The 25,494-nt window shown below is 57.6% G+C and carries 24 protein-coding genes; 12 read left to right on the top strand and 12 right to left on the bottom strand.

What is annotated here, in order from left to right:
• The first annotated feature begins 5 nt into the window (after positions 1–5).
• The 6 genes from FQB27_RS03915 (at position 6) to FQB27_RS03890 (ending at position 7,908) form a co-directional block, all read left to right on the top strand.
• Positions 6–1,172 carry an acyl-CoA dehydrogenase family protein gene (locus FQB27_RS03915; protein WP_169559542.1) on the top strand — a complete coding sequence of 389 codons (1,167 nt, stop codon included), beginning with the start codon at positions 6–8 and terminating at the stop codon, positions 1,170–1,172.
• A gap of 2 nt (positions 1,173–1,174) precedes the next feature.
• Positions 1,175–1,987 carry an enoyl-CoA hydratase/isomerase family protein gene (locus FQB27_RS03910; protein WP_169559541.1) on the top strand — a complete coding sequence of 271 codons (813 nt, stop codon included), beginning with the start codon at positions 1,175–1,177 and terminating at the stop codon, positions 1,985–1,987.
• Positions 1,984–3,843 (top strand): acyclic terpene utilization AtuA family protein, encoded by a 1,860-nt coding sequence (locus tag FQB27_RS03905; RefSeq protein ID WP_169559540.1) that lies wholly within the window; start codon positions 1,984–1,986, stop codon positions 3,841–3,843. Before FQB27_RS03910 ends, FQB27_RS03905 begins: the two co-directional genes overlap by 4 nt.
• Entirely contained in the window at positions 3,840–5,798 is a 1,959-nt protein-coding gene (locus FQB27_RS03900) for an acetyl/propionyl/methylcrotonyl-CoA carboxylase subunit alpha (RefSeq protein ID WP_169559539.1), read from the top strand. The genes FQB27_RS03905 and FQB27_RS03900 overlap by 4 nt, the downstream gene beginning before the upstream one ends.
• Positions 5,799–5,883: 85 nt before the next feature.
• Positions 5,884–6,813: a DMT family transporter gene (locus tag FQB27_RS03895; RefSeq protein WP_206374276.1), complete on the top strand. Its 930-nt coding sequence runs from the start codon at positions 5,884–5,886 to the stop codon at positions 6,811–6,813.
• Positions 6,814–6,876: 63 nt separating this feature from the next.
• Positions 6,877–7,908, top strand: a complete 1,032-nt coding sequence (locus tag FQB27_RS03890; protein ID WP_169559538.1) for a DUF2804 domain-containing protein — start codon at positions 6,877–6,879, stop codon at positions 7,906–7,908.
• 28 nt (positions 7,909–7,936) lie between these two features.
• Here FQB27_RS03890 and FQB27_RS03885 read toward each other — a convergent pair whose 3' ends face one another.
• Positions 7,937–8,356 (bottom strand): MerR family transcriptional regulator, encoded by a 420-nt coding sequence (locus FQB27_RS03885; RefSeq protein ID WP_169559537.1) that lies wholly within the window; start codon positions 8,354–8,356, stop codon positions 7,937–7,939.
• Positions 8,357–8,440: 84 nt separating this feature from the next.
• Here FQB27_RS03885 and FQB27_RS03880 point away from each other — a divergent pair, with 84 nt between their 5' ends.
• Complete coding sequence (locus FQB27_RS03880) at positions 8,441–9,064, top strand: cation efflux transmembrane domain-containing protein (RefSeq protein ID WP_169559536.1); 624 nt, start codon at positions 8,441–8,443, stop codon at positions 9,062–9,064.
• A gap of 11 nt (positions 9,065–9,075) precedes the next feature.
• Here the strand turns inward: FQB27_RS03880 and FQB27_RS03875 are convergent, their stop codons facing one another.
• A complete protein-coding gene (locus FQB27_RS03875) occupies positions 9,076–9,657 on the bottom strand; it encodes an HD domain-containing protein (protein WP_169559535.1) in 582 nt (193 codons plus the stop codon).
• Between the two features lie 148 nt (positions 9,658–9,805).
• On the opposite strand from FQB27_RS03875, the gene FQB27_RS03870 reads away from it, so the two are divergent.
• On the top strand, positions 9,806–10,039 hold the full coding sequence (locus tag FQB27_RS03870) for an HP1242/YdcH family protein (RefSeq protein WP_169559534.1): 234 nt from the start codon (positions 9,806–9,808) through the stop codon (positions 10,037–10,039).
• A gap of 8 nt (positions 10,040–10,047) precedes the next feature.
• Here FQB27_RS03870 and FQB27_RS03865 read toward each other — a convergent pair whose 3' ends face one another.
• From FQB27_RS03865 to FQB27_RS03835, 7 genes are all read right to left on the bottom strand, one after another.
• Positions 10,048–10,758, bottom strand: a complete 711-nt coding sequence (locus FQB27_RS03865; protein ID WP_169559533.1) for a putative 2OG-Fe(II) oxygenase — start codon at positions 10,756–10,758, stop codon at positions 10,048–10,050.
• Positions 10,759–10,861: 103 nt separating this feature from the next.
• Positions 10,862–11,563 (bottom strand): ABC transporter ATP-binding protein, encoded by a 702-nt coding sequence (locus FQB27_RS03860; protein ID WP_169559532.1) that lies wholly within the window; start codon positions 11,561–11,563, stop codon positions 10,862–10,864.
• Positions 11,556–12,335, bottom strand: a complete 780-nt coding sequence (locus tag FQB27_RS03855) for an ABC transporter ATP-binding protein (RefSeq protein WP_169559531.1) — start codon at positions 12,333–12,335, stop codon at positions 11,556–11,558. Before FQB27_RS03855 ends, FQB27_RS03860 begins: the two co-directional genes overlap by 8 nt.
• Positions 12,332–14,200 (bottom strand): ABC transporter permease, encoded by a 1,869-nt coding sequence (locus FQB27_RS03850; RefSeq protein ID WP_169559530.1) that lies wholly within the window; start codon positions 14,198–14,200, stop codon positions 12,332–12,334. Before FQB27_RS03850 ends, FQB27_RS03855 begins: the two co-directional genes overlap by 4 nt.
• An 82-nt stretch (positions 14,201–14,282) precedes the next feature.
• Positions 14,283–15,500 carry an ABC transporter substrate-binding protein gene (locus tag FQB27_RS03845; RefSeq protein WP_169559529.1) on the bottom strand — a complete coding sequence of 406 codons (1,218 nt, stop codon included), beginning with the start codon at positions 15,498–15,500 and terminating at the stop codon, positions 14,283–14,285.
• A gap of 204 nt (positions 15,501–15,704) precedes the next feature.
• Positions 15,705–16,787, bottom strand: coding sequence for an SO2930 family diheme c-type cytochrome (locus FQB27_RS03840; RefSeq protein ID WP_169559528.1), 1,083 nt, complete (start codon positions 16,785–16,787; stop codon positions 15,705–15,707).
• Between the two features lie 25 nt (positions 16,788–16,812).
• Positions 16,813–18,060 (bottom strand): parallel beta-helix domain-containing protein, encoded by a 1,248-nt coding sequence (locus tag FQB27_RS03835; protein ID WP_206374271.1) that lies wholly within the window; start codon positions 18,058–18,060, stop codon positions 16,813–16,815.
• A gap of 195 nt (positions 18,061–18,255) precedes the next feature.
• Between FQB27_RS03835 and FQB27_RS03830 the strand changes: the two genes are divergently transcribed.
• Positions 18,256–18,888, top strand: a complete 633-nt coding sequence (locus tag FQB27_RS03830) for a TetR/AcrR family transcriptional regulator (protein WP_169559526.1) — start codon at positions 18,256–18,258, stop codon at positions 18,886–18,888.
• Positions 18,885–19,757 (top strand): alpha/beta hydrolase, encoded by an 873-nt coding sequence (locus FQB27_RS16640; RefSeq protein WP_240953394.1) that lies wholly within the window; start codon positions 18,885–18,887, stop codon positions 19,755–19,757. Before FQB27_RS03830 ends, FQB27_RS16640 begins: the two co-directional genes overlap by 4 nt.
• On the opposite strand, the gene FQB27_RS03820 is transcribed toward FQB27_RS16640, so the two are convergent.
• The 3 genes from FQB27_RS03820 to FQB27_RS03810 are packed head-to-tail and all read right to left on the bottom strand — an operon-like array spanning position 19,741 to position 22,673.
• Positions 19,741–20,490 (bottom strand): SDR family oxidoreductase, encoded by a 750-nt coding sequence (locus tag FQB27_RS03820; RefSeq protein WP_169559525.1) that lies wholly within the window; start codon positions 20,488–20,490, stop codon positions 19,741–19,743. The genes FQB27_RS16640 and FQB27_RS03820 overlap by 17 nt on opposite strands.
• A gap of 21 nt (positions 20,491–20,511) precedes the next feature.
• Complete coding sequence (locus FQB27_RS03815) at positions 20,512–21,888, bottom strand: MFS transporter (protein WP_206374268.1); 1,377 nt, start codon at positions 21,886–21,888, stop codon at positions 20,512–20,514.
• A gap of 41 nt (positions 21,889–21,929) precedes the next feature.
• A complete protein-coding gene (locus tag FQB27_RS03810) occupies positions 21,930–22,673 on the bottom strand; it encodes a hypothetical protein (RefSeq protein ID WP_169559524.1) in 744 nt (247 codons plus the stop codon).
• A gap of 198 nt (positions 22,674–22,871) precedes the next feature.
• Here FQB27_RS03810 and FQB27_RS03805 point away from each other — a divergent pair, with 198 nt between their 5' ends.
• Positions 22,872–24,095 (top strand): multidrug effflux MFS transporter, encoded by a 1,224-nt coding sequence (locus FQB27_RS03805; protein ID WP_206374266.1) that lies wholly within the window; start codon positions 22,872–22,874, stop codon positions 24,093–24,095.
• Positions 24,096–24,178: 83 nt separating this feature from the next.
• On the top strand, positions 24,179–25,444 hold the full coding sequence (locus FQB27_RS03800) for an MFS transporter (RefSeq protein WP_169559523.1): 1,266 nt from the start codon (positions 24,179–24,181) through the stop codon (positions 25,442–25,444).
• Positions 25,445–25,494 lie beyond the last annotated feature (50 nt).

Genomic DNA, 25,494 nt, shown 5'->3' with positions numbered 1-25,494 from the left:
GGAAAATGCAGCTTACACAGGAACATCTTGAACTTCAGCGCACCACCAAGCGGATCATTGAAGACCACATCAATCCCTATATCGACGAATGGGAAAAGGCGGAAATCTATCCTGCCCATGAAGTGATGAAACTGCTGGGCGATGCCGGGCTTCTGGGGATCGGAAAACCCGTTGAATATGGCGGCCTTGGCCTCGACTTTTCCTATGAAATGCTGTTTGCCGAGGCGCTTGGCAATATTCGCGGGAACGGCGTTTCCACCTCTATCGGGGTGCAGACCACCATGTGTACCCCGGCCCTTGCCCAGCATGGCAGCAAAGAACTGAAAGAGGAATTTCTGGCCCCCACCATTGCCGGCAATCTGGTCGGCTGCATCGGGGTCAGTGAAAACTCCGCCGGGTCGGACGTGGCCCAGATCAAGACAACCGCCCGCCGCGACGGCGACGACTATGTGATCAACGGCTCCAAGATGTGGATCACCAATGGCGTACAGGGCGACTGGATCTGCCTGCTGTGCAACACATCGGACGATACCGCCATTCACCGGAACAAATCCCTGATCATTGTGCCACTGAAATCAAAAGGGGTCAGTGTCTCCCGCAAGCTGGACAAGCTGGGACTGGTGAGTTCCGATACGGCCGAGCTGTTCTTTGATGATGTCCGGGTGCCCGTGCGCAACCGGATTGGTGAAGAAGGCAAGGGCTTTGTCTATCAGATGGAACAGTTTCAGGAAGAACGCCTGTTCGCGGTTGCGCGTGGTATTCGCGTCCTGGAAATGTGCGTGGAAGACACCATTGAATACACGGAACAGCGCAAGGTGTTCGGCACCTCGATCCTCAGCAACCAGACCGTCTATCACAAGCTGGCCTCCATTGCGGCAGAGATTGAGGCGCTTCGCTCTCTCCTCTACCGGGCGACCGACCTGCATATGGCGGGTGAGGATGTAACCAAGCTGGCCTCCATGGGGAAATATATTCTGGGCCGACTGGCCATAACCGTTCCGACGGAATGTCTGCAATACTGGGGCGGACAGGGCGTCATGAACGAGAATTACATCTCGCGGGCCTATCGTGACATGCGGGTAACCTCCATCGGGGGCGGCGCCAACGAGGTGATGCTGGAAGTGATTGCCAAGCATATGAACATTCACCCCGGCAAGAAAAAGAGAGCCTGATCATGAACGCGATTCCAAAGACCGAGTTTCTGCTGCTGGCGGAAAAGAACGGACGGTTGGACATCACCTTCAACCGACCGGAACAAAGAAACGCCATCAACAACGCCATGGCCGCAGAATTTGCCGCCGTCGTTGAATGGCTGGAAAACACACCGGACATCAGGCTGGTCGTCCTCAGGGGGGCTGGCGGGCATTTCTGCGCGGGCGGAGATATCAAGGAACGGAAGAACCAGGCCACGACCGACGCCGGGGATGGCGGCGACCCGCTGGCAGAACGGAACGCCAATGCGGGCCTGATGTTCCGTCGGTTCGAATATCTTCCGCAAACCACCATTGCCGTTGTGGAAGGGTCCGCCTTTGGCGGCGGTATGGGATATGCCTGTCTTGCGGATATCACCATCCTGTCCACCTCGGCCCGTATGGGGATGCCGGAAACCACCCTTGGGGTCGCCCCGGCCCAGATCGCGCCCTATGTGGTCAAGCGGATCGGCCTGACCCGGGCGCGGCAACTGGCCCTGACGGCGGAACGCTTCGACGGGAAAGCCGCCTATGAATATGGGATCGGGCAATATCTGGCGGAACCGGAAGAACTGGAAGCCATCACCGAAGAGGTTGCGGCCCGTGTCCTCAAATGCGGACCGGCGGCCAATGCGGCCACCAAGGACATCATGTTGCAGGTCGGCAAGCGCCCCGACGAAGATATGATCCGCTATTCCGCAGAAAAATTTGCGGCCCTGAACCGCAGCCCGGAAGGCATCGAAGGACAAACCGCCTTTGCCGAAAAACGCAAACCTTCATGGCAGGTGGAACAATGACCGGGACAACAGGAAAAGCCATCCGCATTGGCGGTGCCTCCGGCTATTGGGGGGACAGTCAGGAAGCCCCCCGGCAACTGGTCATGCAGGGGAATATTGACTATCTGGTGTTCGACTATCTGGCCGAGGTCACCATGTCCATTCTGGCACGGGCCCGGCAGAAATCCCCTGAACTGGGATATGCCCGGGACTTTGTCGATCTGGTCATGGGCCCGCTTCTGAAAGATATCAAGGCCAAGGGCATCAAGGTCGTCGCCAATGCCGGCGGCGTCAACACCCGCGCCTGCGCCGAGGCTGTCGCCAAGATCGCCCGGGAGCAGAATATCCATATCAGGATCGCCTTTGTGGAAGGGGATGACCTGATGGATCAGGAGGACCAGCTGCAGGCCATGGACATCAAGGAAATGTTCACCGGCGCACCGATGCCCTCCTCCCTGATCAGTGCCAATGCCTATCTTGGGGCCTTCCCCATCGCGGCGGCCCTTGATGCAGGGGCGGATATTGTCATTACCGGCCGTTGCGTTGACAGCGCTGTCACCCTCGGCCCGCTGATCCACGAGTTCGGCTGGACACTGGAAGATTACGACAAGCTGGCCGCGGGCACACTGGCCGGACATATTGTCGAATGCGGCGCGCAGGCAACCGGCGGCAATTTCACCGATTGGCAGGATGTGGTCGATGGGTGGGACAATATGGGATACCCCATCGCCGAATGCCACGCGGACGGGACCTTTTCAATCACCAAGCCGGACAATACGGGCGGACTGGTTTCCCGGCTGACCGTCGGGGAACAAATCCTCTATGAAATTGGCGATCCGGCGGCCTATATCGTTCCCGATGTGATCTGTGATTTTACCGGGGTCACCCTGACGGAAACGGGCCCCAACACGGTTCTTGTCGAAGGCGTTCGGGGACTTGCCCCCACCGGGCAGTATAAAGTCTCCGCCACCACCCGAAGCGGATACCGGTCCACGGCAACCACAGTCATCACCGGCTTCGATGCGGCGGCCAAGGGCCGGGCCTTTGCGGAATCGCTGTTGAAGCGGACCCGCCGCCTGTTCCGGGAAAGAAATCTTGGCGACTACCGGGAGACGGCCATTCATCTGGTCGGCGCCCAGACCCTTTGGGGCGACAACAGAAATGCCCCGGAAAGCGAGGCCCGCGAAGTCACCATGCGCCTTGATGTCCGGCATGACAACCGGGAAGCCCTTGATCTGTTCTCGAAAGAGGCCACGGGTGTTGCTCTCTCCATGACCACGGGGCGGTGCTCCGGCGGGGCCGCGGGACGGCCAAAGATCACACCGGTTGTAGCCCTGTTCTCGTTCCTGCTGGGCAAGGATTTCATCTCACCAGCGGTCTATCTGGATGGGGAAAAAATCCCTTACCAGATACAGCATCCCGCCTTTTCAGAACCGGGGGCGGACACCGCCACGACACCTGACGCGATGACGATGCCCCCGGCCACCGGCCTTGATGAAGATGGCACCGTCTCTGTTCCGCTGATTGATCTGGCCGTCGCCAGAAGCGGCGACAAGGGCAATCACGCCAATGTGGGCGTCCTGTCCCGAAGCCCGGATTACACCCCTTACATCGCAGCGGCCCTCACCCCGGAGGCTGTCGGCGCATGGTTTTCCCATAACGCCAAGGGGGACACATCCCGGTTCCCTCTTCCGGGAATGGGGGCCTTCAACTTCCTGATTGAAAACAGCCTTGGCGGCGGGGGCACTTCGTCGCTTCATCTGGACAGTCAGGCCAAGACCTATGGCCAGCAAATTCTGGCCATGCCCGTTCCGGTTCCTGCGTCCCTTGCGGAACAGGCCCAACAGCAAAACGCCCGTCGGAGTGCGTCAACATGATAGAGAGTGTTCTCATTGCCAATCGCGGTGAAATCGCCGCACGCATTATCAAAACCGCTGAAAAAATGGGGATCAGAACGGTCTCCCTCTTTACGGAAACCGATCGGGGCACCCCCCATACCCAACTGGCGGACAAGGCTGTCTTTTTGCCGGACCTTCCGGGTCATGGGGAACCCTATCTGGATATTGAGCGGATCATCACTGTGGCCCGGGCCGAACAGGTGGATGCCATCCATCCCGGATACGGCTTCCTGTCGGAAAACCCGGAATTCGCTGCGGCTTGCCAAAAGGCGGGCATCACCTTCATGGGGCCGGATGCGGACGCCATCCGCCTGATGGGGGACAAGGGCGCCGCCAAACAGAAGATGATCGAGAACGGCGTGCCCTGCATTCCGGGCTATAACGGCGCGGATCAGTCCGACGAAACACTTGCCATCGAAGCCGAAAAAATCGGCCTGCCGGTCCTGATCAAGGCGGCCGCAGGCGGCGGCGGTCGCGGCATGCGTCTGGTCGAGGATATGAATGATTTCGAAAGCCTGCTGGCTTCTGCAAGGGCCGAGGCCGCCTCAGCCTTCGGGTCTGATGCCGTCATTCTGGAAAAAGCCCTGACCACGGTGCGCCATATCGAGGTGCAGGTTGCTGCGGATGCCCATGGCAATGTGGTTCACCTGTTCGAACGGGACTGCACATGTCAGCGTCGCAACCAGAAAGTCATCGAGGAAGCCCCCTCAACGGTTCTGGAAGAAGACCTTCGCGAACGCCTTGGGGCGGATGCCGTTCAGGCCGCCCGCAGCATCAATTATCGCGGTGTCGGAACGGTCGAGTTCCTGATGCTGCCGTCGGGGGAATACTATTTCATCGAAATGAACACCCGCCTGCAGGTGGAGCATCCGGTCACCGAATATATTACCGGGATCGATCTGGTGGACTGGCAGTTCCGCATTGCCAGCGACGCCCCCCTGCCCAAAGAACAGGCGGACATCACCTTCACAGGGCACGCCATCGAGGTTCGCCTCTATGCCGAAGACCCGGACGAAAACTTCCTGCCGCAAACAGGAACGGTTCTGGAATGGTCCCCGGCCACCCTGCCCCATATCCGCAATGATCACATGATTGTTCCGGGGCGCGACATCTCCGCCCGCTATGATCCCATGATTGCCAAGGTCATTGCATGGGGGGAAAGCCGCGAACAGGCAAGACGGCGTCTGGCAAAGGCCCTTCGGGGGCAAAGGCTGGCCGGTTTCAGAACCAACTGCGCCTTCCTGCTCCGTTGCCTTGAACATGACTATTTCCGGGACAACGAACTGGATACCGGTTTCATTGCCCGCCTTCTGGACGAACCCAAGGCCCCTGTCCCCCACCCTCTTGAGCAGGTGGCCGTGGCCTCAACCTATCTGGTCGAGTGCCGGAAATGGCAGTCTGGCCCAACCGATTGGTCAAGTCTGGGCAACCCGTTCCGCCACTGGCATTACAAGATCGAAGACACCCTGAAATCCTGTCAGGTGTCCATCGACGGCGACCGGGTCCGGTATCAGGACCCGGACAGTGCGGTGATTCTGGATATCCGGTTCGAGGAGACGGGGCCCCATTCCATGATCGGCTGGATCGACGATCAGGCCCATCCCTTCACTTTCTGGGAGGAAAATGGCGAAACCGTTCTGGATTTTGGGGAGCACACGCTGGCCCTGACCGCCAATCCTTTCGCCGCCGAGCGGGACGGGGACGGCGCATCGGACAATACGATTGTCGCCCCCATGGCAGGCAAGATCATTGCCGTAGAGGCACAAGCGGGAGATCGGGTCGACAAGGGACAAGCGGTCATTCTTCTGGAAGCCATGAAGATGGAGCACCGTCTTTGTGTGCCCCGCGATGCAAAGGTGGATCGTGTTTCCGCCCGGATCGGGGATCAGGTGGCGCGGGGAGATATCCTGCTCGCCCTCGAAGCCGAAGACTAGGGAGGCGGGTCTTTTACCCGTATCATGCAAATTACTGGACAAGACAGGTTTATTGCCGGATGATCGCCTAAAATAAGAATAAGGAATGACCGTGCCTTCTCTTTCCCTTCTCAACCGGAGTGCCGCCTTTCAGGGTGTCTTCTGGATGGTTATTACAAGTTTTCTGTTTGTGGGAATGACCGGCATTGTCCGTCATCTTGGGACGGATGTACCCGCCATGCAGGCTGCCTTCGTCCGCTACCTGTTCGGCGTCCTGTTCATCATGCCGTTTCTGCTGCAGATGTTTAAGTCCCCTCCCAGCGGGAAGATTATCAAACTCTTCACCATCCGGGGGATCATCCACGGCCTTGGGGTAATCTTGTGGTTCTATGCCATGGCCCGCATCCCCATCGCCGAGGTCACCGCCATTGGATATGCGGCCCCTATCTTTGTGACCATCGGCGCGGCCCTGTTCCTTGGGGAACGGCTTCAGATCCGCCGTGTGACCGGTGTTATCATCGGCTGCATCGGCACGCTTATTATCCTTCGGCCCGGCTTTCAGGATCTCAATCTCGGGCAGCTGTCGCAGCTCTGTGCCACGCCCCTGTTTGCGGCCTCGTTCCTGATTGCCAAGAAACTGACGGGCACGCAGAAATCCTCGGTCATTGTGGGGATGCTGTCGGTGTTCTGCATGCTGACCCTGCTGCCGGGGGCCATCTATCAGTGGCGCCCCCTGACCCTTGAGGAAACCCTGTGGCTGGCCCTGACGGCGGCATTGGCAACGGCGGGGCATTACACCATGACCCGCGCCCTGCAGGCCGCCCCCATCACCCTGACGCAACCGCTGAACTTCCTGCAACTGGTCTGGGCCGTAATTCTGGGTATGGCTTTGTTCGGGGAACCGGTTGACCCCTATGTCATCCTTGGCGGCGGGCTGATCATTTCTGCCACCACCTATATTGCCCACCGCGAGATGAAAGTCTCAAAGGCACAGAACAAACAGCCCCCCAGCAAGGAGTCGGAGGCGCCGCTCTAACACCGGTTTGGCATGGCCGCGACCAGCGGCCCCGATCCCAGCCCATTTGAATTGGAATTCCAGATGACGAAAGACACGGGAAAACTGATCGATGAAGACGGCGCTATTCGCCACGGCTTTCACACGGCGCCGGTCGGGCTGGTCAATTATCGGGATTACCGGTTGCGCTCCCCCTTGCGCGATATCCTGCCCACTGCGGAACGGGATCGCCGCTTTGTTCATTTTCACTTCATGGGATTTGTTTCTGCCGGATATTATTCAGGCTGCAGCCTGACCCTTGCCAGCGGTGTTCCGACCCTGTTCTTCTATCTCTATAACCGCCAGACAGGGAACCTCCTGAAGCGCGGTGTCCGGCTTGCTGCTGCGGATGCGGACAGGATTTCCCGGAACCCGGATCATGGGATCACGGAATTGTCCGGCAATGGGCTGACCGCCCGCTTTTCCTGCGCGGGCCCGGAAAAAAGCCTGTCCATCACCCTCGACGGGAACGACCTTCTGGATGTCAGCTTTCAGGACGGGGCCCCCGCGTTTGATGCTCTACGGTTGGTCACCCCAACCGGTCCGAATGGCTGGACATACTGCCAGAAGGTTGCCGGGGTTCCGGCCCGTGGATGGCTCAAGCAGGGCGGCGAGACTACCGACCTTGGCGCCAACGATGCCTTTGCCCATCACGATTTCACGGCAGGCTTCCTGCGGCCCGACACCTTCTGGAACTGGGCCTGCCTGACCGGCCGGGGCGGGTTGGGCCAAGCGATCGGCCTGAACGTGTCAAATGGGGTCAATGAAACCGGCTATTCCGAAAATGCCGTCTGGCTGGACGGGCGCCGCTTTCCGCTTCCGCAGGTGATGTTCCATCATGATCTGGACAATCTGATGCGCCCGTGGACGGTTTCCTCCAGCGGCGGAGAGATCACCCTCACCTTTACGCCCGAAGGGCAATATGCCGCGCGCAACGGGGACATTGAGACCCCCTTCGACTTCAACCAGCTTTTCGGCACCTTCAACGGGCATGTCACCCTGCCCGGCGGGGACAAGATCGACATCCACGCGTTGCCGGGATTTTGTGAACGGCAGTATGCCATCTGGTGGATATAACGCCCCCTGTGACGGCTTCCCTCTGACTTTAGTCCCGATGCTCGGTTTCGCAGGTTCCGTGATCGGACAGGGATTGCAGGACATAACATTCCCGCACGGTCCCATCCCCCTTGCAGTCTGATATCCGCTCCAGTTCCCGTTCCAGTTTTTGCAACTGGCCGATCCTTTTGCGGACACCGGCAAGATGCTCACGCGCCAGTTCATCCGCATGCAGACAGGGCTTTTCAGGATCGCTATCCAGTTCCAGCAACTCCCGAATGGCATTCAGGTGCAGACCAAGATCCCGGGCATGCTTGATGAAAACCAGTTGATCCCGCTCCCGCTCCCCATAACGGCGCTGGTTTCCTTCCGACCGCACACGGGGGGAAATCAGGCCAATCTGCTCGTAATACCGGATGGTGGGAACCTTGACCCCGGACTGTTTCGACATGTCACCAATGGAAAACATAAAAAAACCTCTTGAACCTATAGCTACTAGAGACATTAGGTTAGGGATATTGGTAAATCAAGATTACAGAAGTGGAGCTTCCCGATGGGTGCTGGGTGCGGACATAATTGCAGTTTCGACGGTACGTCCTCAAGCTACAAGAAACGCCTGTGGGCCGTCATATTCATAAACGCGGCCATGTTCGTGACGGAAATCACGGCGGGGGAATTTGCCCAGTCCAAGGCACTGCAGGCAGATGCCCTCGACTTTCTCGGAGATGCGGCGACCTACGGCATTTCCCTTGCCGTGATCGGCATGTCCCTGCGGGTGCGGTCGCTGGCGGCCCTTGCCAAGGGGATCAGTCTGGCTGTCATGGGCCTGTGGGTGTTCGGCACCACGGTTTCAACGGCCCTGTCTCCCGGCCTTCCGGAAGCAACGGTCATGGGCGCAACCGGCTTTCTGGCCCTTGCGGCCAACCTGCTGAGCGTCCTGTTGCTGATGAATTTCAAGGATGGCGATTCAAACGTTCGCTCTGTCTGGCTCTGTTCGCGCAATGATGCCATCGGGAATGTGGCTGTCATGCTGGCGGCGGCGGGGGTGTGGGGCACCACATCGGCGTGGCCCGACCTGATTGTTGCGGCCCTCATGGCGGGCCTGTTCCTCTGGTCTTCCGTGCAGATCATCCGCCACGCATTGTCTGAGCGGCGGATGACCGAAACGGTTACCTGACAGGTCCCTGATTACTTCCGGCGGTAAATGGAGTTCTTTGGCTTCGCCATGACCCGCCGGACCATCGGCTCAAAGAAGCTGAGCGGCTCTGACTCGTATTCCGGATCAAAAGCAGTCTGGTCGTATTTCTCACAGAATTCCGCGCAGGCATCGAAATGCGGGTTATCCGCGAACTGATCGCGCATATTCCGGTCCAGCCCCATATGATGGAAGAAATAATAGCCCTGGAAAATGCCGTGGTTCTTGACGATCCAGTAGTTCTGCTCGGACAGGAACGGTTGCAGGATGGCAGCGGCAATATCCGCATGGTTATAGGAACCCAGCGTATCGCCGATGTCATGCAGCAAGGCCATGACAACATATTCCTCGTCCCGGCCATCGCGGTGGGCACGGGTAGCGCATTGCAGCGAATGTTCCAGCCGATCGACCGGGAACCCCCCAAAATCGCCAGACAGAATATTCAGATGCTCCAGAACACGGTCAGGCAACTCCTTTGAATAGGCTCCAAAACTTTTGGAAATGATCTGATAGTCTTCCGGCGTGCCTTCGGTCATCGCCGTGAAGCTGGCTCTTTCATCAGTCATGTCAGTCATCATGCTTCCCTTTTTCGGTTGTTGTTGGTTGTTGGCATCAGTGTGCTTTATCTCGCATCACAACTCCACCCCAAAATTGATTCCCATCAATGGCAGGGTTCGGGCGCGTTTCTATTCTGGATAAAACAACCCAACGAAGGAGCCGCGCATGTCACACGTACCCCATGAATTGATGGAAGAATTCCCCGGCCAGAAAGAGGCTATCCAGAAGCTGAATCAGGCGGATGGGCATTTTTCAAAACTGACCGACGAGTACCACACCGTAAACCGGGAAATTCACCGGATTGAAACCAATGTCGCCCCCGCTGACGAGGGCTATGAAAAGCAGCTTCGCCGCCAGCGGCTGGCCCTGAAAGATGAAATCGCAACCTATCTGAAATAGGTCTCAAATCACGTCAGGGAACGGGGTTTCGCCTTACCCGGATGCGGCGGGATCCCGTAACTCTCGCGCTCGGTTCTGGGCTTGAGGGCCACATTGTTGATATTCCATGCCAGCGTGATTCTGGGGCTCTTGCCCCGATAGGGGGTCACCATATGCACAACACTGGCCGGGAAAACGATCATGGAACCGGCACCAAGGGACGGCATGTAAGTGTTGCTCATATACCGGCCATCCGCCTGACAACAAAGCGGCAAGCGCGGATCCGAGATGACAAACTTTCCGGACATGGGGTCGGTCTCATCCTCGTCCCCCATTGACACCACATAAACAACAGACCCCATGGAGCGGGAATGGGCGTGGGGCATGATGTAATCCCCCTGCCGATAGATATTCGCCCAACTCAGGTCCACAACCGCCTGATCCAGTCCGGTGATCAACCGGAACAGGGCCTTCGCCCGTTCATCCACAAAACGCGCGCCCGGCGCATCCCAGGCATCCACATGATGAATTTTCGTGCTTTTTGAAAAGGACTGCTTGCCCTCGCGCCCCAGTTTATCCTGTTCCCGTTCGATCAGATACGCCGCCAACGAACGGTTCATGTCTTCCATGTCCTGAAAATGGGTCAGGGCAATATTCTTCTCGGGCGTTTCCACAAACTGCCCTTTTGGAAGCAGGAATTTTCCACGGTACTTTTCCTTGGCCGGATCGAGCTTGCTCATTGATTCCTCGGGTTTCCCTATCAACGAGCGGACTCTTATCAGAAACGACTAAAAAATTTAACCTCGAATATTCTAAAGTATGATTTATCAGGCTCCCACGGCCCTATACAGCCAGATACGCATCCCGAATTTCCGGTTTTTCTTCCAACTCCCGGATGGTCCCCTGATAGCGAACCTCCCCCTTCTCGATAATGACAGCCCGGTCCGAGACCAGTTTTGCAAAATGCAGGTTCTGTTCCGACAACAACACGGCCAGCCCCTCTTTTTTCAGGGCCTGAATGGTTTTTGCCATCTGCTCCACGATCACCGGGGCGATGCCTTCCGACGGCTCGTCCAGCAGGATGGCCCGCGGATTGCCCATCAATGTGCGGGCGATTGACAGCATCTGCTGCTCTCCGCCGCTCATCTGGCCGCCAGCATTGTTTTTCCGCTCTTTCAGGTTGGGGAACAACTCGAACAACTTTTCCGCCTCCCATACCGGTGCGCCGTCCCGCGGCTTCTGTTTCCCGACCTCAAGATTTTCAAGAACCGTCAAATCCGAAAAAATCCGCCTGTCCTCGGGAACATAGCCAAGCCCCATCTGGCAAATGCGGTGCGTGGGCAAGGCCTTGATCGGGGTTCCCTGAAAGCGGATATCCCCGGCTGTCGAATTCACCATTCCCATCAGGGTTTTCATGGTCGTGGACTTGCCTGCGCCATTGCGCCCCAGCAAGGCGACCACCTCGCCTGCCCCGACCTGAAAGGAAATATCCTGCAGAACCTGCGCCTGCCCGTAGAATGCGTTGATCCCCTGTATCTCAAGCATGGCTTTTCATCTCCCTGCCTGTATCGAAGGTGGTTCCGCCGCCCAGATAAACCTCCTTCACCAGATCGTTGGACCGGATGTCATCGGCACTGCCCGTGGCGATAATCTCCCCCCGGTTCAGAACCATCAATCGATCGGAATGGGCAAAGACCACATCCATGTCATGCTCCGTAAACAGAACGCTTACCTGTTCCTCTTTTGCGATGCCAGCAACCAGTTCCATCAGGGCCACCCGCTCCTTCGGGGCCATGCCGGCCGTTGGCTCGTCCATCAGCAGAAGTCTGGGGCCGTTTGCCAGCGCCACCGCCAGTTCAAGCCGCTTCAAATCCCCATAGGCCAGCACACCGCAGGCCCGGTCCGCCTGATGCAGCATCCCCACACGGTCCAGCAACCTGTCGGCCTCGGCCCCATGTCGGTGGGATGCCCGCCGCCAGAACGAGAACAACTCGCCATGATGGGACAAAAGCGCCATCTGCACATTTTCCCGCACCGTCATGGATGCAAAGGTCGCCGTAATCTGGAAGGTCCGACCGACCCCCAACCGCCAAATATCCCTTGGCCGCTGGCCGATCAATTCCCGGCCATCAAACAGAACAGACCCTTTATCGGCGGCCAACTGACCGTTCAGCATGTTGAAGCAGGTGCTTTTCCCCGCTCCGTTCGGGCCGATAAGTGCCAGCATTTCGCCCGCTTCCAGATGGAAGGACACATCCTTTACCGCCTGAACCCCACCAAAAGCCTTGGCAAGGACCCTTACCACCAGAAGACTCATGCGCCGCCTCCGCCCATCAGGTCCCGCCCGGCAAGTTTTTGAGGCAGGAAGCGCCGCGCAAATCCGGCCAGCCCTTCCGGTGCGACAATCACGATAAACAGGATGATACTACCGAAAATAATCCGCCAGTAATCCAGACGGGTCACCAAATCCTCAAGAACGATGAAGCTGACCGCCCCCACAATGGGACCGATCAGGGACTGGATACCGCCCAGCAGTACCATCACCAACCCGTCAACCGACCGGGAAATTGCCAACTCGTCCGGGAAAACGCTGCCCTTCGAATAGACATACAGGCCGCCAGCCAATCCCGCAAACAGTCCCGCCACGACAAAGCCGATCCACTGCTGGGTTTTCAGGTTGATCCCGATGGCCTCAACCCTGAGCGGTGAATCCCGTCCGGCCCGCAAGGAAAAACCGAACGGCGAGAAAATTAGGCGCCGGATGAAAAAGAGGCCACACCCCACCAACGTCAGGGTGACATAATAATAGGCCGCCTTGCCTGAGACCCATTCCGCAGGCCAAACCCCCAGAATGCCGTCATCGCCGCCGGTCACGTCCTGCCACTGGAAAGCAACCGACCAGGTGATCTGCGCGGCGGCAAGGGTCAACATGGCCAGATAGACACCGGACAGACGCACACAGAACCACCCGAACACAAGCGCCCCGAGCCCGGCCGCCACCGGCGCCAGAACCATTCCGCCCAGCATATTGACGCCCAGATACTTGACCGCCAGTGCCGCCCCGTAGGCCCCCAGCCCGAAATAGGCCGCATGACCAAAGGAAACCATGCCCCCCGGCCCCATGATCAGATGCAGGCTGACCGCGAACAAAATAAAAATCAGCACGTCGGTCAACAGAACAATTTCGAAATCCCCAAGAATAAGCGGCGCCGCCAACAGCAGGACAAGGCCGCCGAAAAGGACAAGGCGGGCCGTGCTGGTGAAGGGTTGAAGCGGGCCTTCCGCCGGTCCGGCACTGCCCCGCAGCACCACATCCGGTCGGCCCAGCAATCCCCAGGGCCGAACGACCAGAACAACGGCCATCACCAGAAAAGCCAGAACCAGCGTAATTTCAGGAAAGATCAGAATGCCGAAGGCGTTTAATTCCCCGATCAGGACCGACGCCAGGAACGCCCCCGGCACGCTTCCCATGCCGCCAATGACCACAACCACAAAGGCCTCGCCAATCACGTTCAGGTCCATCAGCAGGTTGGCTGCCTCTCGCGGTAACTGTATCGCCCCGCCGAGGCCGGCCAGAAACGAGCCGACAAAGAACACGCTGGTAAACAGCCAGCTCTGATTGACCCCCAGCGCCCCCACCATTTCCCGGTCCTGCGTTGCCGCCCGCACAAGGGTGCCCCAGCGGGTTTTGTTGAACAAAAGCCAGATCCCCAGCAGGACAGCCGGTCCGAAGAAAATAAGCAGAATATCGTATTCCGGGATCGGCTCTCCCATGATGCGAACCGCCCCTTCCAGCCCCGGCGCCCGCGGGCCGAACTGGTCTTCCGGCCCCCAAAGCCACAGGGTCAGGTCCTGAATCACCAACACGACCCCGAAGGTCGCCACCAACTGAAACAGTTCCGGTGCCCGGTAGATACGCCGGAACAGGGTCATCTCGATCAAAACCCCGATCAGGCCAACAGCAAGGGAAGCCACCAGAATGGCGCCCCAGAATCCGAAAATTCCCTGCGGCAATATCTGGACAAAGGTATAGGCAAGATAGGCGCCTAGCATGAAGAAGGAGCCGTGGGCGAAATTCACAATCCGGGTCACCCCGAAAATAATGGAAAGACCAGACGCCACCAAGAACAAGGAGGACGCGCTTGCCAGCCCGGTTAGAAACTGCGCCAGGTAAAATCCCATTTAGGCCTCACAACAACAAAAAATCAAAAACGGATGGCGGGCCTGCGACACCGGCTGTATCGCAGGCCTTTCCAAATGGAACTCAGTCAGCGGGACGCATTGCCTTGACGGCCTCATCACCGGGCAGATAATCCGCCCCGTCAGCATAGAACCAGTCAACCATGATCCCCTGACCGTCGCGAACGGTGGTTTTACCGACCCATGCGCCCATTGTGGACTGGTGGTCAGAGGCCCGGTAAACAACCTCGCCTGACGGGCTGTCAAAGGACAGGTTTTTCATGGCAGCAACCATTTTTTCCGTGTCCGTGCTACCGGCCTTGCGGATCACCTCGGCAATTGTCAGGATCGTATTATACCCGACCAGAGACCCGGTCTGCGGCAGTTCGCCAAACATGTCCTGATAAGCCTTCACATATTCAACGTGCATCTTTTCCTTGATGAAGTCACGGGGATAGCCGGTCACGATCCACCCTTCCGGCGCTTCCGCCTTCAACGGATCAAGATATTCCGGCTCTCCTGTCAGCAGGCTGACCACCGAACGCCCGTCGAACAAGCCCCGGATGGACCCCTCGCGCACGAACTTGGCCAGATCGCCGCCAAATGTCACATTGAAAATGCCTTCAGGTTTGGCCGCTTCCAGCGCCCGAACCGTGGCCCCGGCGTCGATCTTGAACAGGGCTGGCCATTGTTCCTCGATAAACTCCACGTCCGGCTTCAATTCCTTCAGAACCGTCTTGAAGGCGTTCACCGCATCCTTCCCGTAGGCATAGTTGGGCGCGATTGTCGCCCATTTCACGATGGGCATCTTGGCCGCTTCCCGCGCCAGCATGGCGGATTGCATATAGGTGGAAGGACGCAGGCGGAAGGTATATTTGTTGCCCTTTGACCAGACCATCGCATCGCTAAGCGGTTCCGAAGCGATAAAGAGAACCTTGTTCTGCTTGGCAAAATCGGTGATTGCCAGCCCGATATGGGAGAAAAAGGTCCCGGCCAGAAGAACCACCTGTTCATTGGTGATCAATTCTTCGGCGATCTTGACCGCATTCCCCGGCTTTCCGCCGTCATCCCGGGCAATCACTTCCAGCTTTTTGCCGAGAACACCCCCGGAGTTGTTGATCTGCTCTACGGCCAGTTGCCACCCTTTCCGGTACGGCTCGGTAAAGGCGGGCAAACGCGTGTAACTGTTGATTTCACCAATCTTGATAACGTCATCCGCCGCCCGGGCCGTCTCTGCCCCGGCAGGAGAGAAACAAGCGATCCCCCCAAGGATAATGGCCAGCAAACCTCTTCTATTCAGCATTCATCTGTCTCCCGTCGGCTTGAAAAAACATGTCCTTTTGTACGGGAAACCGGCAATTTTTCTCAGCTATTTATTTTTCACCGGAACCCGAGTTCTTGAGTTTCACCCGCACCCTACCTGAAATCATGCCTCTATATTCTATTTTTCTCAAGTTTTATATGTGTACATACAAAATATTCTCACCAGAGGTTCTGTTTTTCGCCGCTATTCTTCCAGCGATTTAATAAAGGCGCGGATCAGGTCCACCCCTTCCCTGTGGATCAGGGAACGGCCCAGTTCCGGCATCATGACCCCGGGGTCCTCGCTGTTCATACGATAGAGAAGGATCGACTTTTCCGGCTGTCCCGGCCGAATATTGACAGCAAGCCCGCCCGACCCGCGGCCCGCCGCAACCGGTGTCTTGTTGACGCCCCAATGCACGGCCCGTTCCTCCAGATAATCAAGATACAGGCCGCTGGTATCTGCGGGCTTACCCGGTGCATGGCAATGGGCACAATTGCCATCCAGATAAGACCGCGCCCTTTCAAACAGGGTTCCGTCCGCGCTGTTAAACGGCTCGGGAACCCGGGGGCTATCCTCCGGCTTTTGCGGCCCGCCCCCAAGATAGCCAATCTGCCGCAAATACCGAAGCTGATTGACAGGAGGTCCGTCGCGCGCCGGGGAAGGCCGGTTCAAATTCCTGACTTTCGGCCCAATCGGGCGAATGGCTTTATCCGCGCCCACATGGCAACCCTTGCATTGGTTCATGTTGGGTACCGCATAGGAAATACGATCCGCCTTGCCATCCTGCCAGACAACATCCACATCGACCCGCTTGCCTGCAACCTTCAGGACAGCCTCCCTCCCCTCTGCGTCCCAGACATAGGGATAGGCTTTCCAGCCCCCTTTTTTGTGAATGAGCAAGCGGGTTTCAATCAGGCGGATATGGCGGTCCGGCTCCCGGAAGTCACGGGGATAGGCGAATGTTTTCACCAGAACCGATCCAACCGGAAAACGAAGGGCTTCCCGCTCCTCATAGGGGGCGGGAGAGGCCCCCTCCGGTACATAGACGAACCGGTATTTCAGGGAATAATCAGTAAACAAAGGATTGTTCAGATCATAGGGAACCACACGGCGGTTCGGCTCCTGCAGGGGGGCATTGGTGAACAACCGGTATTCAGACAGCGTTTTCGCAGGCTTTGACGCCCTCAACAATTCATCGTTCACCCCTTCCGCCATGACCGGAGAGACAGCCGCCACCATGATCGCCAGCAGCAGACAGACAATCCCCCGGCAAGTGATTTTCATTCCGCAGGCTCCTGCGCCCCGAACCTCAATTGACGAGTTCATCGGCGGAACGTCCCCGGATCTCAACCTTGACCTCGGGAAGGGAAGGATAGGATTTCGCATAGGCAGACATGTCGAAATCCGCCGAATGGAATATGGGGGCCAGCACATGCATGATCAGGTCCGCATTCGCGAACGGGCGGGACCCACCGGTATGTTCATTGTCATGGATTGCCAGACTGTCCTCCTCATCCTGTCCGAAGAAAATGTATTGCAGCAGGGGCAACACCCCATCCCAGACAATATCCGGGACCGGGGTTCCGACCGTATCACGGATGATGGTGCCAAACTCACCCGTATCCGGGTTGGTTCCCGAGGGGCCAAACCGGTTGTGATGGATGTGGATTTTCTTCGGCGTCGGCTTATAGGTATCATCCTCAAAATCATCCACATAGCTGGCGACCACAATATTCATGGTGTCATTCTCGTAGAACTCGTTCTCGAAGACCTCCACATTTTCGTTGGCCATGATGATCATGCCTGTTCCCCGCGGCACGATCCCGACGATATTGCCTTCCGGCGCGAAATTGTCGGTGTCATTGCGGAAGGACTTGTTGCGGAAGAACCGGACATTATGCCCGCCCTGCTGCGGCAGGTTGGGCAGGTCAAAAACAAGAAGCCCGCCTGTGTTTCTGGTGACAATATTGTCATAAACATCGGCGTTATAGCTGTTCTCGATTTCCAGCCCGGCCACATTGAACTCCGCCCGGCTGTTGCGGACAATGATCCGGTCGCTCTGTCCCACATAAATGCCTGCGTCGGACGCCCCAATGGCAACGGCCCCGTCGATCAGCACATTGGTGGATTGCACAGGATAGAGGCCATAGGCCCCGTTGGTTGGCTTGGGACCGTCAGTCCATTCTGTCCGAAGCCGGATCATGGCAATGCCATCCACCCCCTTCGCCTTGATGGCATCGCCCTTGGTATCCTCAACGGCAAAATCCTTCAGGACAACCTGATCGGACGTGACCAGAAGGCCTTCCGAGCCGCCCTGCTGGCCCTTGAACGACAGGATCGTGCTATCCATTCCCTGCCCGATCACCGTGACATTCTCCACATCCAGCGACAATCCGTCCGTCAGTCTGAAAATCCCGCTGGCCAGTTCAATGGTCTGGCCCGGCTCAGCCATGATCAGGGCTTCCTGTAGCCGCTCCTGTGCGTCCGCACCGGGAGATATGAAAAAATCGCTCGCGGCCCCTACATTCGATACCCCAAATGTAAAAGAAACCAGCATGACGAGAATTATTTTCATACTTTTCTGAATTTTCATATAAACCCCTCCCCCCAACATTAGATTTACAAAAATGTTACACCAAAACTATTGTAATTCAGCCATTTTTGTCCCAAAATCAGCGGCAATTGAAATTTCACCAAGTGATAATGTGATAATTTTTCACAACCAACGCTAGAGATACTACATATTTTTCTTATGAATATAATTAGAAAAAAAACCGTCTCCCGGAAAAAGCCGCTGCAAAATCGCTCCCGCGAGAGGGTGGAGCTCATTCTGGAAACGACGGAAAAATTGATTTCGGAAATGCCCATCCCCGACATTTCAACCAGCAAGATCGCGAAAACCGCTGGTATCCCTGTCGGGTCAATCTACCAATACTTCAATGACCGGGATGCGGTTCTTCTGGAACTGGGGGAACGGCTGATCGATCGTGAGGACGCCTTGCTGGAACAGGTGTTCGACATGATCAGCACAACCCTTCCCTGGAAACTGGTTGTACAGCGGGTCCTTCGGGCCTATGCGGAATCCATGCGGCAGTCCGACACCCTTTACCGGCTGGATATGGCACTGGCCCATGTGGAGGAATGGATCCAGATTCACCGCCGGTCCGAGGACCGGATGACCCTTTTCTTCGCGTCCTACCCGGCGTTTTCGGACAATGGCCTCAGCCCGGAAAAAGCCCAAACAGTGGCCCGCATGATCGTTATCACCGCAACCACAATCATCCTGCGCGTACAGGCAGAGCGGGACGAGGAAAGCGTCAACACGCTGGTGGAAGAAGCCGAGAAACTGATCATTGCGTATTTAAGCCTTTACCTGAAAGACTGAGGCCTGCCATCCCGACCCTTCTTCGGTTTTGCATCCTTCTGGCGGCGCTCTATGCGGTTCTGCTGCTGCTTGCCGCCACGTTTCAACGGAACCTGATTTATTTCCCCGGCCCGCCCCTTGACCCCGGCATCACCGAAATCGGGGTCTTCCAAAAAGTCGCCTATCAGACATCCGACGGTCTGTCCCTGTTTGGCTGGTACGCCCCGCCAACGGGGGATCAACCCACCATCGTCTATTTCCACGGAAATGCAGGAAAGGCATCAGACCGCATCCCCCGGGCATACCCCCTTGTCCGTCAAGGGTTCGGTGTTCTTCTGGCTGAATACCGGGGATATGGCGGCGCGGAAGGATCGCCCACAGAAGACGGGCTTTACAGGGATGCGCAGGCTGCCATCGACTGGTTACGCCCGCAGGTCAAAAGCCCGCACCATGTCATTCTTCTGGGGGAATCCCTTGGCAGCGGCATCGCCACCGAAATGGCCCGCCGCGAACCCGCAGGCCTTCTGGTGCTGCTGGCCCCCTTTACATCGCTGGTCGATGTTGCGGCGGACCGCTACTGGTTTTTCCCGGTTCGCACCCTGATCCGGGACCAGTTCAACAATGCGGAAAAATTTGCGGCCCTTGAGCTCCCCACCCTGATCATTCACGGAACCGAAGACCGCGTTATCCCGGAACGCCATGGCCGAAGCCTGTCCGAACAGGCCCCCCGTCCGGCCGGATATTTCCCGCTGCCCGATACCGGGCACAACACCATACCGCCGGATGCCGTCGCGGGCATGATCCGCGACGCCCTCTCGCGGCCTGCTGGTCACCGGGCACCTCCGATCCGGCAAGGCTTCCCCCAGCCGGATACTACCCCCGCCCGATAAAGGGCATGGTGGTCGCCATGACGGTCATGAACTGGACATTGGCCTCAAGGGGAAGACTGTCCATGTAGATAACGGCTGAGGCCACATTCTCAACATCCATCACCGGTTCCGGCCGAACCTGAAGGTCCGCCTGCGGGACCCCTTCCTGCATGACTTGGGTCATGTCCGTCCCGGCATTGCCAATATCAATCTGCCCACAGGCAATCCCGTAAGGCCGCCCATCCAGTGACAGGCTTTTTGTCAGCCCCGTGATGGCATGTTTTGTGGCCGTATACGGGGCGCTGAACGGACGGGGCACCTGGGCGGAAATGGACCCGTTATTGATGATCCGTCCCCCTTGCGGATTTTGCCGCCGCATCAGGCCAAATGCCGCCCGCGCACAATAAAAAGCCCCATTGAGATTGGTGCCCACAACAGCGTCCCATGCGTCAATCGGCAATTCATCCACCAGAACCGGCGGCGCCCCGATCCCGGCATTGTTGAACAACAGGTCCACACGACCGAAAACGTCCTCAACCTTGTCAAACAACCGGGCGACAGAGGCCGCATCGCTCACATCCGTTGGCACCACAAGGGCCTGCTCCGGTTTGGCACCCGACAGACGCACGGTTTCCGCTAGCCGCGCTTCTGTCCGTCCGGCCAGAACCACATTGTACCCCGCCTTCAGCAACGCCGCCGTTACGGACCGACCAATACCGGCACCTGCCCCCGTTACCACTGCAATCTTGTTCATTTTTCTTCTTTCCTGTTCACGTTATGGGGAGACTGCCGCTGCCGCCGCGGCCCGTTTTCGGGCCTGTCCGGCAACCAGACGCTTTTTTCGGGGGGCCGTCACCCAGACCCCCAAGATGGATATTCCGCACATGACCAGCGCCACACCAAACCCGGCCCTGTAATTTCCGGTAAGATCATACAGTAAACCGGTCACCCAGGGGCCTGCACCGCCCCCCATCAAGGCGATCAGACTGACAACCCCCAATATGGTACCATAGCTGCGCCCCTGAAACAGGTCCGCTGGCATGGAGCCGAATACCGATGCAAGGGCATAGCCGAGAACCCCTTGTGTCAGGACCATTCCATACAGGAAGAACGGACTGGCTTGATATTCCATCAGCAACAGGAAGAAATAACACAGGGCGAACCCGCCAGAGGCAATGGTCCAGATCCATTCCCGCCCCAGTGCATCGGACAAATGCCCCAGAAAAACCTGCCCGACAACGCCGGCGAAGCCGACAAGCCCCAGCGCAAAGGAAGCCTCAATCGGGGATATCCCGATTTCAACAAGATACCGGGTCTGGTGCACCTGAACCGCGTACCACACATACAATCCCGTACAACAGGTCAGGCACAGCCACCAGAACGCCCCTGTCCGCATGGCACGGGACAGGGACCAGTCCGTTGCCGCCCAGTTCCTGTCAACAATCGTGTAATCCTGAAGGGGGGAGGCCTCCTCGCCCTGTTCCGAAAGCGTCGGCCGGGGATCCCCATCCGGCATCAACCCGATTTCCGCCGGGTGTTTGCGTTGCAGGAAAAAATTCAGCGGCAGAACCACCACCAACAAAAGCACCGCCATTCCCCAGCAGGCCTGCCGCCAGCCCTGTTCCAGAATGGTTTCCTGCAGCAAGGGCATCAGGACAATCGATCCGAAACCGACACCGGAAAAGGCCAGCCCGACCGCAAGACCCCGCTTCCGTTGAAACCAGTTGGGCAGGAACATGGCATGCCCCACATAGGTCATGACAACCCCCATCCCGATCATCATGACCCCAAGGCTGAGATAGAGATGCCAGGGTTCTGTTGAATAGGTCGACAGGATCAACCCACAACTGACGGCCAGCGCGGACAGGGACAAGAGGTAGCGGGGCGAGGATACATCCATGAACCGGCCGATCAGCGGCGAAAACAGGCCGCCCCCGATAAAGCCGATGGTGAACACCGCTGCCGTGGTGCCCCGATCCCATCCGAATTCATCCAGAATAGACGGATACAACAGGGAAAAAGACGTCCTGACATTGACCCCGACCCCCATGGTGACAAACACAATGGCCACCACGACCCAGCCATAATAGAACGGGAAGGAGGCGAGTTTTCTGTCAAAGGAAGACAGGGGACGGTCCGGTGTCATTTGCATGGTTTTGTTCCTCTCGATCCTGTCTGTTTTTCCGGGGTTTGTTATTCGGCGGGAACCGGTCTGTTAATCTGAAGGCGAACCCGTACATTTCGTTCCGAATTTGGCAGGGATACGCCCGGACAGTTATGAACGAAACTGATCCTGTGCACAGGCAGGCCATCCTCGCCGGGTACTTCCTCGGAATAGGCCAGACAGTAGGGCACGCCCCCATGACGAATACTGTACTGGATAAGCCGACTGGCCCACCACGCCTTGGACTGCAGGATGATGCGGGCGTTCTCACCGGTTGGCACCCAGTCGCGGGACGGATGACCGGCCACCTCACAAAACACAAAACCGGACGCCCGCTGAAACAGCGCGTCCAGCACCCAGTCCAGATCCTCTTCGGGCAGGCGGTCCAGAACACGGCTCACGATCACCCCATCAAACATTTCGGGGGGCGGCAACAGGGCCTCGGTCAGTCCCGGATCATGACAGACAATCTGCTTGATCCCCCAATAATCGGCCAGACTGTCGGCCAGCGTCTCCCGCCCCTGCCGGAGTTCCGTCACATATTGCTGTCCCTTGCCACTGCCATAATCCAGCAGGCGCGTCGCACCGGAGGTTCGGATCAGGGCTTTCAGCGTGTTGGCAAAGCGTTTCAGTTCCAGTCCCGCGAAGGCCTCCTCGGGCGGAACATGCACAATCTTCTGCCCGACGCGATGCTGATACCCGTGACGATGCATCAAACGGTAACATTCCAGAAGCTGCCGGTAACGGGGGCTGGGCGCGGTAGCAGAAAACATGGCTTATTAAAACAACGCTCGCGAAAACAAGTCAATTTGCATTCTAACATGACGATCCTGCAATGATTGCACTTCCCGTTCAGATTGACAACTGGACAGGCTGCGCCTGTTGCAGGCATTATGGGGCCGTGTTTCCGGACCCTCGCCCGGAATGCTCGTCCCGAGCCCGCCCTTTTCATCCCACCTGCGGAGTAACTTTTGCCTGAACGCTGTCCCTCCAAGCCGATCTCCTATACGGAGCAGGTTATCCTTTTTGCCCTGATGACGTCGCTGATCGCCCTTTCCATCGATGCCATGCTGCCGGCGCTGGCCGCCATCGAGGCCGATCTCATGATCACCGATCCCAACGGGCGGCAATATATCGTTGTTTCCCTGTTCGCAGGACTGGCGCTGGGCTTTTTTATCTTCGGCCCCATCTCGGACAGCATGGGCCGAAAGGGCCCCATCTATGTCGGCTTTGGTATTTTCATGGTCGGGTGCCTTCTGTCCATCTTCTCTACCTCGTTCGAGGTCATGCTGGTGGGGCGCTTTTTGCAGGGATTGGGGGCGGCGGCCCCGCGGGTGATTTCCATCGCCATTATCCGCGACCAGTTCGAGGGGCGGGCCATGGCGCGCTTCATGTCCCTTGTGATGACGGTCTTCATTCTGGTGCCCGTGCTGGCCCCCGGCATGGGCCAGATCATGATCATGGTTCTGGACTGGCGCGCCATTTTCTGGGCCATGTTCATTCTGGGGGTGATCACTTCTTTCTGGTTTGCCCTGCGTCAGGTTGAAACACTGCCCGCGCCCAAGCGCAGCCATTTTTCTGTCAGTCGCATCAGGCTGTCCATTGCCGAAATCCTTACCAACCGGACCTCCTTCGGCTTTACCATACTGGCCGGTTTTGTGTTCAGTTCGTTCCTTGTCTATCTGTCCACTGCCCAACAGATTTTTCAGGACCAGTATGGGGTCGGTGACCTGTTTCCGGTTTATTTCGGGGCCCTTGCACTGGCTGTCGGCGGGGCATCCTTCACCAATTCGGCACTGGTCATGAAACTGGGCATGCGCAATCTGGTCAGGACCGCCTTATGGGCTCTTTCAGCCCTGTCTGCGGTGTACCTGGTGGTTGCCCTGCTGACCGCGGGCCAGCCTCCTCTCTGGAGCCTGATGATCTATCTTCTGTTCCTGTTTTTCTGCCTCGGTATCCTGTTTGGCAATGTCAACGCCATGGCCATGGAACCCATGGGGCATATTGCCGGGATCGCCTCGGCGGTGGTGTCGTCCATTTCCACGGTCCAGTCGGTGATTATCGGAACGCTCATCGCCCAGACCTATGACGGGACGATCCTGCCCCTTGTCTCCGGCTTTTTCGGGCTGGGACTGGTATCGCTTGTTGTCTTTTATGTGACAGACAGAAAGAGTTCCCCCGCCCCTTCCCCTTAAACGCCCGGAAGGCTTGTAATTTTTCGGAACTTCCCCAATGCTGGGGCAGAAGAACGACTGTCCGTGAAAGGTTTTGGTATCACATGTGGGAAACCGTCAGATCTGTTGCCTCGCTGCTGCTCAGCTATGGCCTGCTTCTTATGGCCAACGGGATGTTTGGCACCCTGCTGGGCCTGCGCAGTAAAATGGAAGGGTTTTCAACCGAAACCACGGGCCTGATCATGGCCTTCTATTTTTTCGGAATGCTTCTGGGTGCCCTGAATGCGGCCAAGGTGGTCGCCCGCGCCGCCCATATTCGCTCTTTTGCGGCCTTTGCCTCGGTCATGTCTGTTGCGGTTCTGGCCCATATCCTGCTGGTCCACCCGATTGCGTGGATGCTGCTGCGGGTGATTTGCGGCTTCTGCATGGCGGGCATGATCATGATCGTGGAAAGCTGGATGAACGAACGGTCCACCAACGCCAATCGCGGACGGGTTCTCTCCCTGTACATGATGACCAGCTACCTTGGCAGCGGCACGGGGCAATTCCTGCTGACCATTGCCGACCCGGCCTCGTTCGAGCTGTTTTCCGTCGCCTCCATCATCTTTTCCATTGCCCTTGTTCCCATCCTTATGACCCGGGCCACGGCCCCGCAACCGGCCCAACCCGAACGCATGAGCTTCAAGGCCCTGTACAAGACATCCCCCGTCGGGGTGATCGGCACCATCAGTGCGGGCCTGACCAACAGTTCCATCAACAGTCTGGGCCCGGTTTTTGGCGCCGGCATCAGCCTGAGCATCGGCCAAATTTCAACCTTCATGGCCAGCATCCTGCTGGGCGGTATGTTGCTGCAATTCCCCATTGGCAGGCTGTCCGACCGCTTTGACCGACGGACCATTCTGTTGATCACCGCCCTGCTGACCGCGTCTGCCTGCGGGTCTATCATCTGGATCACGGCGCAAGGGTTCTCCTTGTGGATTTTTGTGGCCGCCATGATTTTCGGGGGTTTCTGTTACACCATTTATCCCATGGCCTCCGCACAGGCGAACGACCTTGCCGCCAAGGACAAACTGGTTCAGGTGTCTGCCGGGCTGCTATTTGCCTATGGTCTTGGGGCCAGCGTCGGACCGGTCATCGCCTCGCAGTTGATGGGGCGGTTCGGACCGGAGATGCTGTTTTACTTCATTATTGGCAACACCTGTTTTCTCGCCCTGTTTGCCCTGGCCCGTATGGCAGTCCGCCCGGCAGGCGTGCAAAAGGCCCGCTTCCTGCCCCTTGGGGCGCTCGGCTCCTCCAGCAAACAGATCTATTCGACGGTGCAATCCACGATTTCCCGCCGGAAAAGAAAAACACCGCAAAAGGAACATTAGGAATAACAGCTATTGCGTCCTTATGCGGCTTGGGTAAACTGCTGATTTCC

It is taken from the genome of Sneathiella chinensis (assembly GCF_012720115.1).
In the GTDB taxonomy this organism is placed as follows: Bacteria; Pseudomonadota; Alphaproteobacteria; order Sneathiellales; family Sneathiellaceae; genus Sneathiella; species Sneathiella chinensis.
Note: the sequence above shows the minus strand (reverse complement) of the source record. Positions and strands in the feature narration are given on the sequence as shown.

Excerpts from the sequence above, each read along its gene's own strand:
- FQB27_RS03850 (WP_169559530.1), bottom strand. The coding sequence starts at position 14,200 with ATGGGATTTTACCTGGCGCAGTTTCTAACCGGGCTGGCAAGCGCGTCC.
- FQB27_RS03820 (WP_169559525.1), bottom strand. The coding sequence starts at position 20,490 with ATGAACAAGATTGCAGTGGTAACGGGGGCAGGTGCCGGTATTGGTCGG.
- FQB27_RS03885 (WP_169559537.1), bottom strand. The coding sequence starts at position 8,356 with ATGTTTTCCATTGGTGACATGTCGAAACAGTCCGGGGTCAAGGTTCCC.
- FQB27_RS03890 (WP_169559538.1), top strand. The coding sequence starts at position 6,877 with ATGACGAAAGACACGGGAAAACTGATCGATGAAGACGGCGCTATTCGC.
- FQB27_RS03880 (WP_169559536.1), top strand. The coding sequence starts at position 8,441 with ATGGGTGCTGGGTGCGGACATAATTGCAGTTTCGACGGTACGTCCTCA.
- FQB27_RS03875 (WP_169559535.1), bottom strand. The coding sequence starts at position 9,657 with ATGACTGACATGACTGATGAAAGAGCCAGCTTCACGGCGATGACCGAA.
- FQB27_RS03815 (WP_206374268.1), bottom strand. The coding sequence starts at position 21,888 with ATGCAAATGACACCGGACCGTCCCCTGTCTTCCTTTGACAGAAAACTC.
- FQB27_RS03860 (WP_169559532.1), bottom strand. The coding sequence starts at position 11,563 with ATGCTTGAGATACAGGGGATCAACGCATTCTACGGGCAGGCGCAGGTT.
- FQB27_RS03810 (WP_169559524.1), bottom strand. The coding sequence starts at position 22,673 with ATGTTTTCTGCTACCGCGCCCAGCCCCCGTTACCGGCAGCTTCTGGAA.
- FQB27_RS03900 (WP_169559539.1), top strand. The coding sequence starts at position 3,840 with ATGATAGAGAGTGTTCTCATTGCCAATCGCGGTGAAATCGCCGCACGC.
- FQB27_RS03915 (WP_169559542.1), top strand. The coding sequence starts at position 6 with ATGCAGCTTACACAGGAACATCTTGAACTTCAGCGCACCACCAAGCGG.
- FQB27_RS03905 (WP_169559540.1), top strand. The coding sequence starts at position 1,984 with ATGACCGGGACAACAGGAAAAGCCATCCGCATTGGCGGTGCCTCCGGC.
- FQB27_RS03855 (WP_169559531.1), bottom strand. The coding sequence starts at position 12,335 with ATGAGTCTTCTGGTGGTAAGGGTCCTTGCCAAGGCTTTTGGTGGGGTT.
- FQB27_RS03830 (WP_169559526.1), top strand. The coding sequence starts at position 18,256 with ATGAATATAATTAGAAAAAAAACCGTCTCCCGGAAAAAGCCGCTGCAA.
- FQB27_RS03835 (WP_206374271.1), bottom strand. The coding sequence starts at position 18,060 with ATGCTGGTTTCTTTTACATTTGGGGTATCGAATGTAGGGGCCGCGAGC.
- FQB27_RS03895 (WP_206374276.1), top strand. The coding sequence starts at position 5,884 with ATGACCGTGCCTTCTCTTTCCCTTCTCAACCGGAGTGCCGCCTTTCAG.
- FQB27_RS03800 (WP_169559523.1), top strand. The coding sequence starts at position 24,179 with ATGTGGGAAACCGTCAGATCTGTTGCCTCGCTGCTGCTCAGCTATGGC.
- FQB27_RS03840 (WP_169559528.1), bottom strand. The coding sequence starts at position 16,787 with ATGAAAATCACTTGCCGGGGGATTGTCTGTCTGCTGCTGGCGATCATG.
- FQB27_RS03865 (WP_169559533.1), bottom strand. The coding sequence starts at position 10,758 with ATGAGCAAGCTCGATCCGGCCAAGGAAAAGTACCGTGGAAAATTCCTG.
- FQB27_RS03910 (WP_169559541.1), top strand. The coding sequence starts at position 1,175 with ATGAACGCGATTCCAAAGACCGAGTTTCTGCTGCTGGCGGAAAAGAAC.
- FQB27_RS03870 (WP_169559534.1), top strand. The coding sequence starts at position 9,806 with ATGTCACACGTACCCCATGAATTGATGGAAGAATTCCCCGGCCAGAAA.
- FQB27_RS03845 (WP_169559529.1), bottom strand. The coding sequence starts at position 15,500 with ATGCTGAATAGAAGAGGTTTGCTGGCCATTATCCTTGGGGGGATCGCT.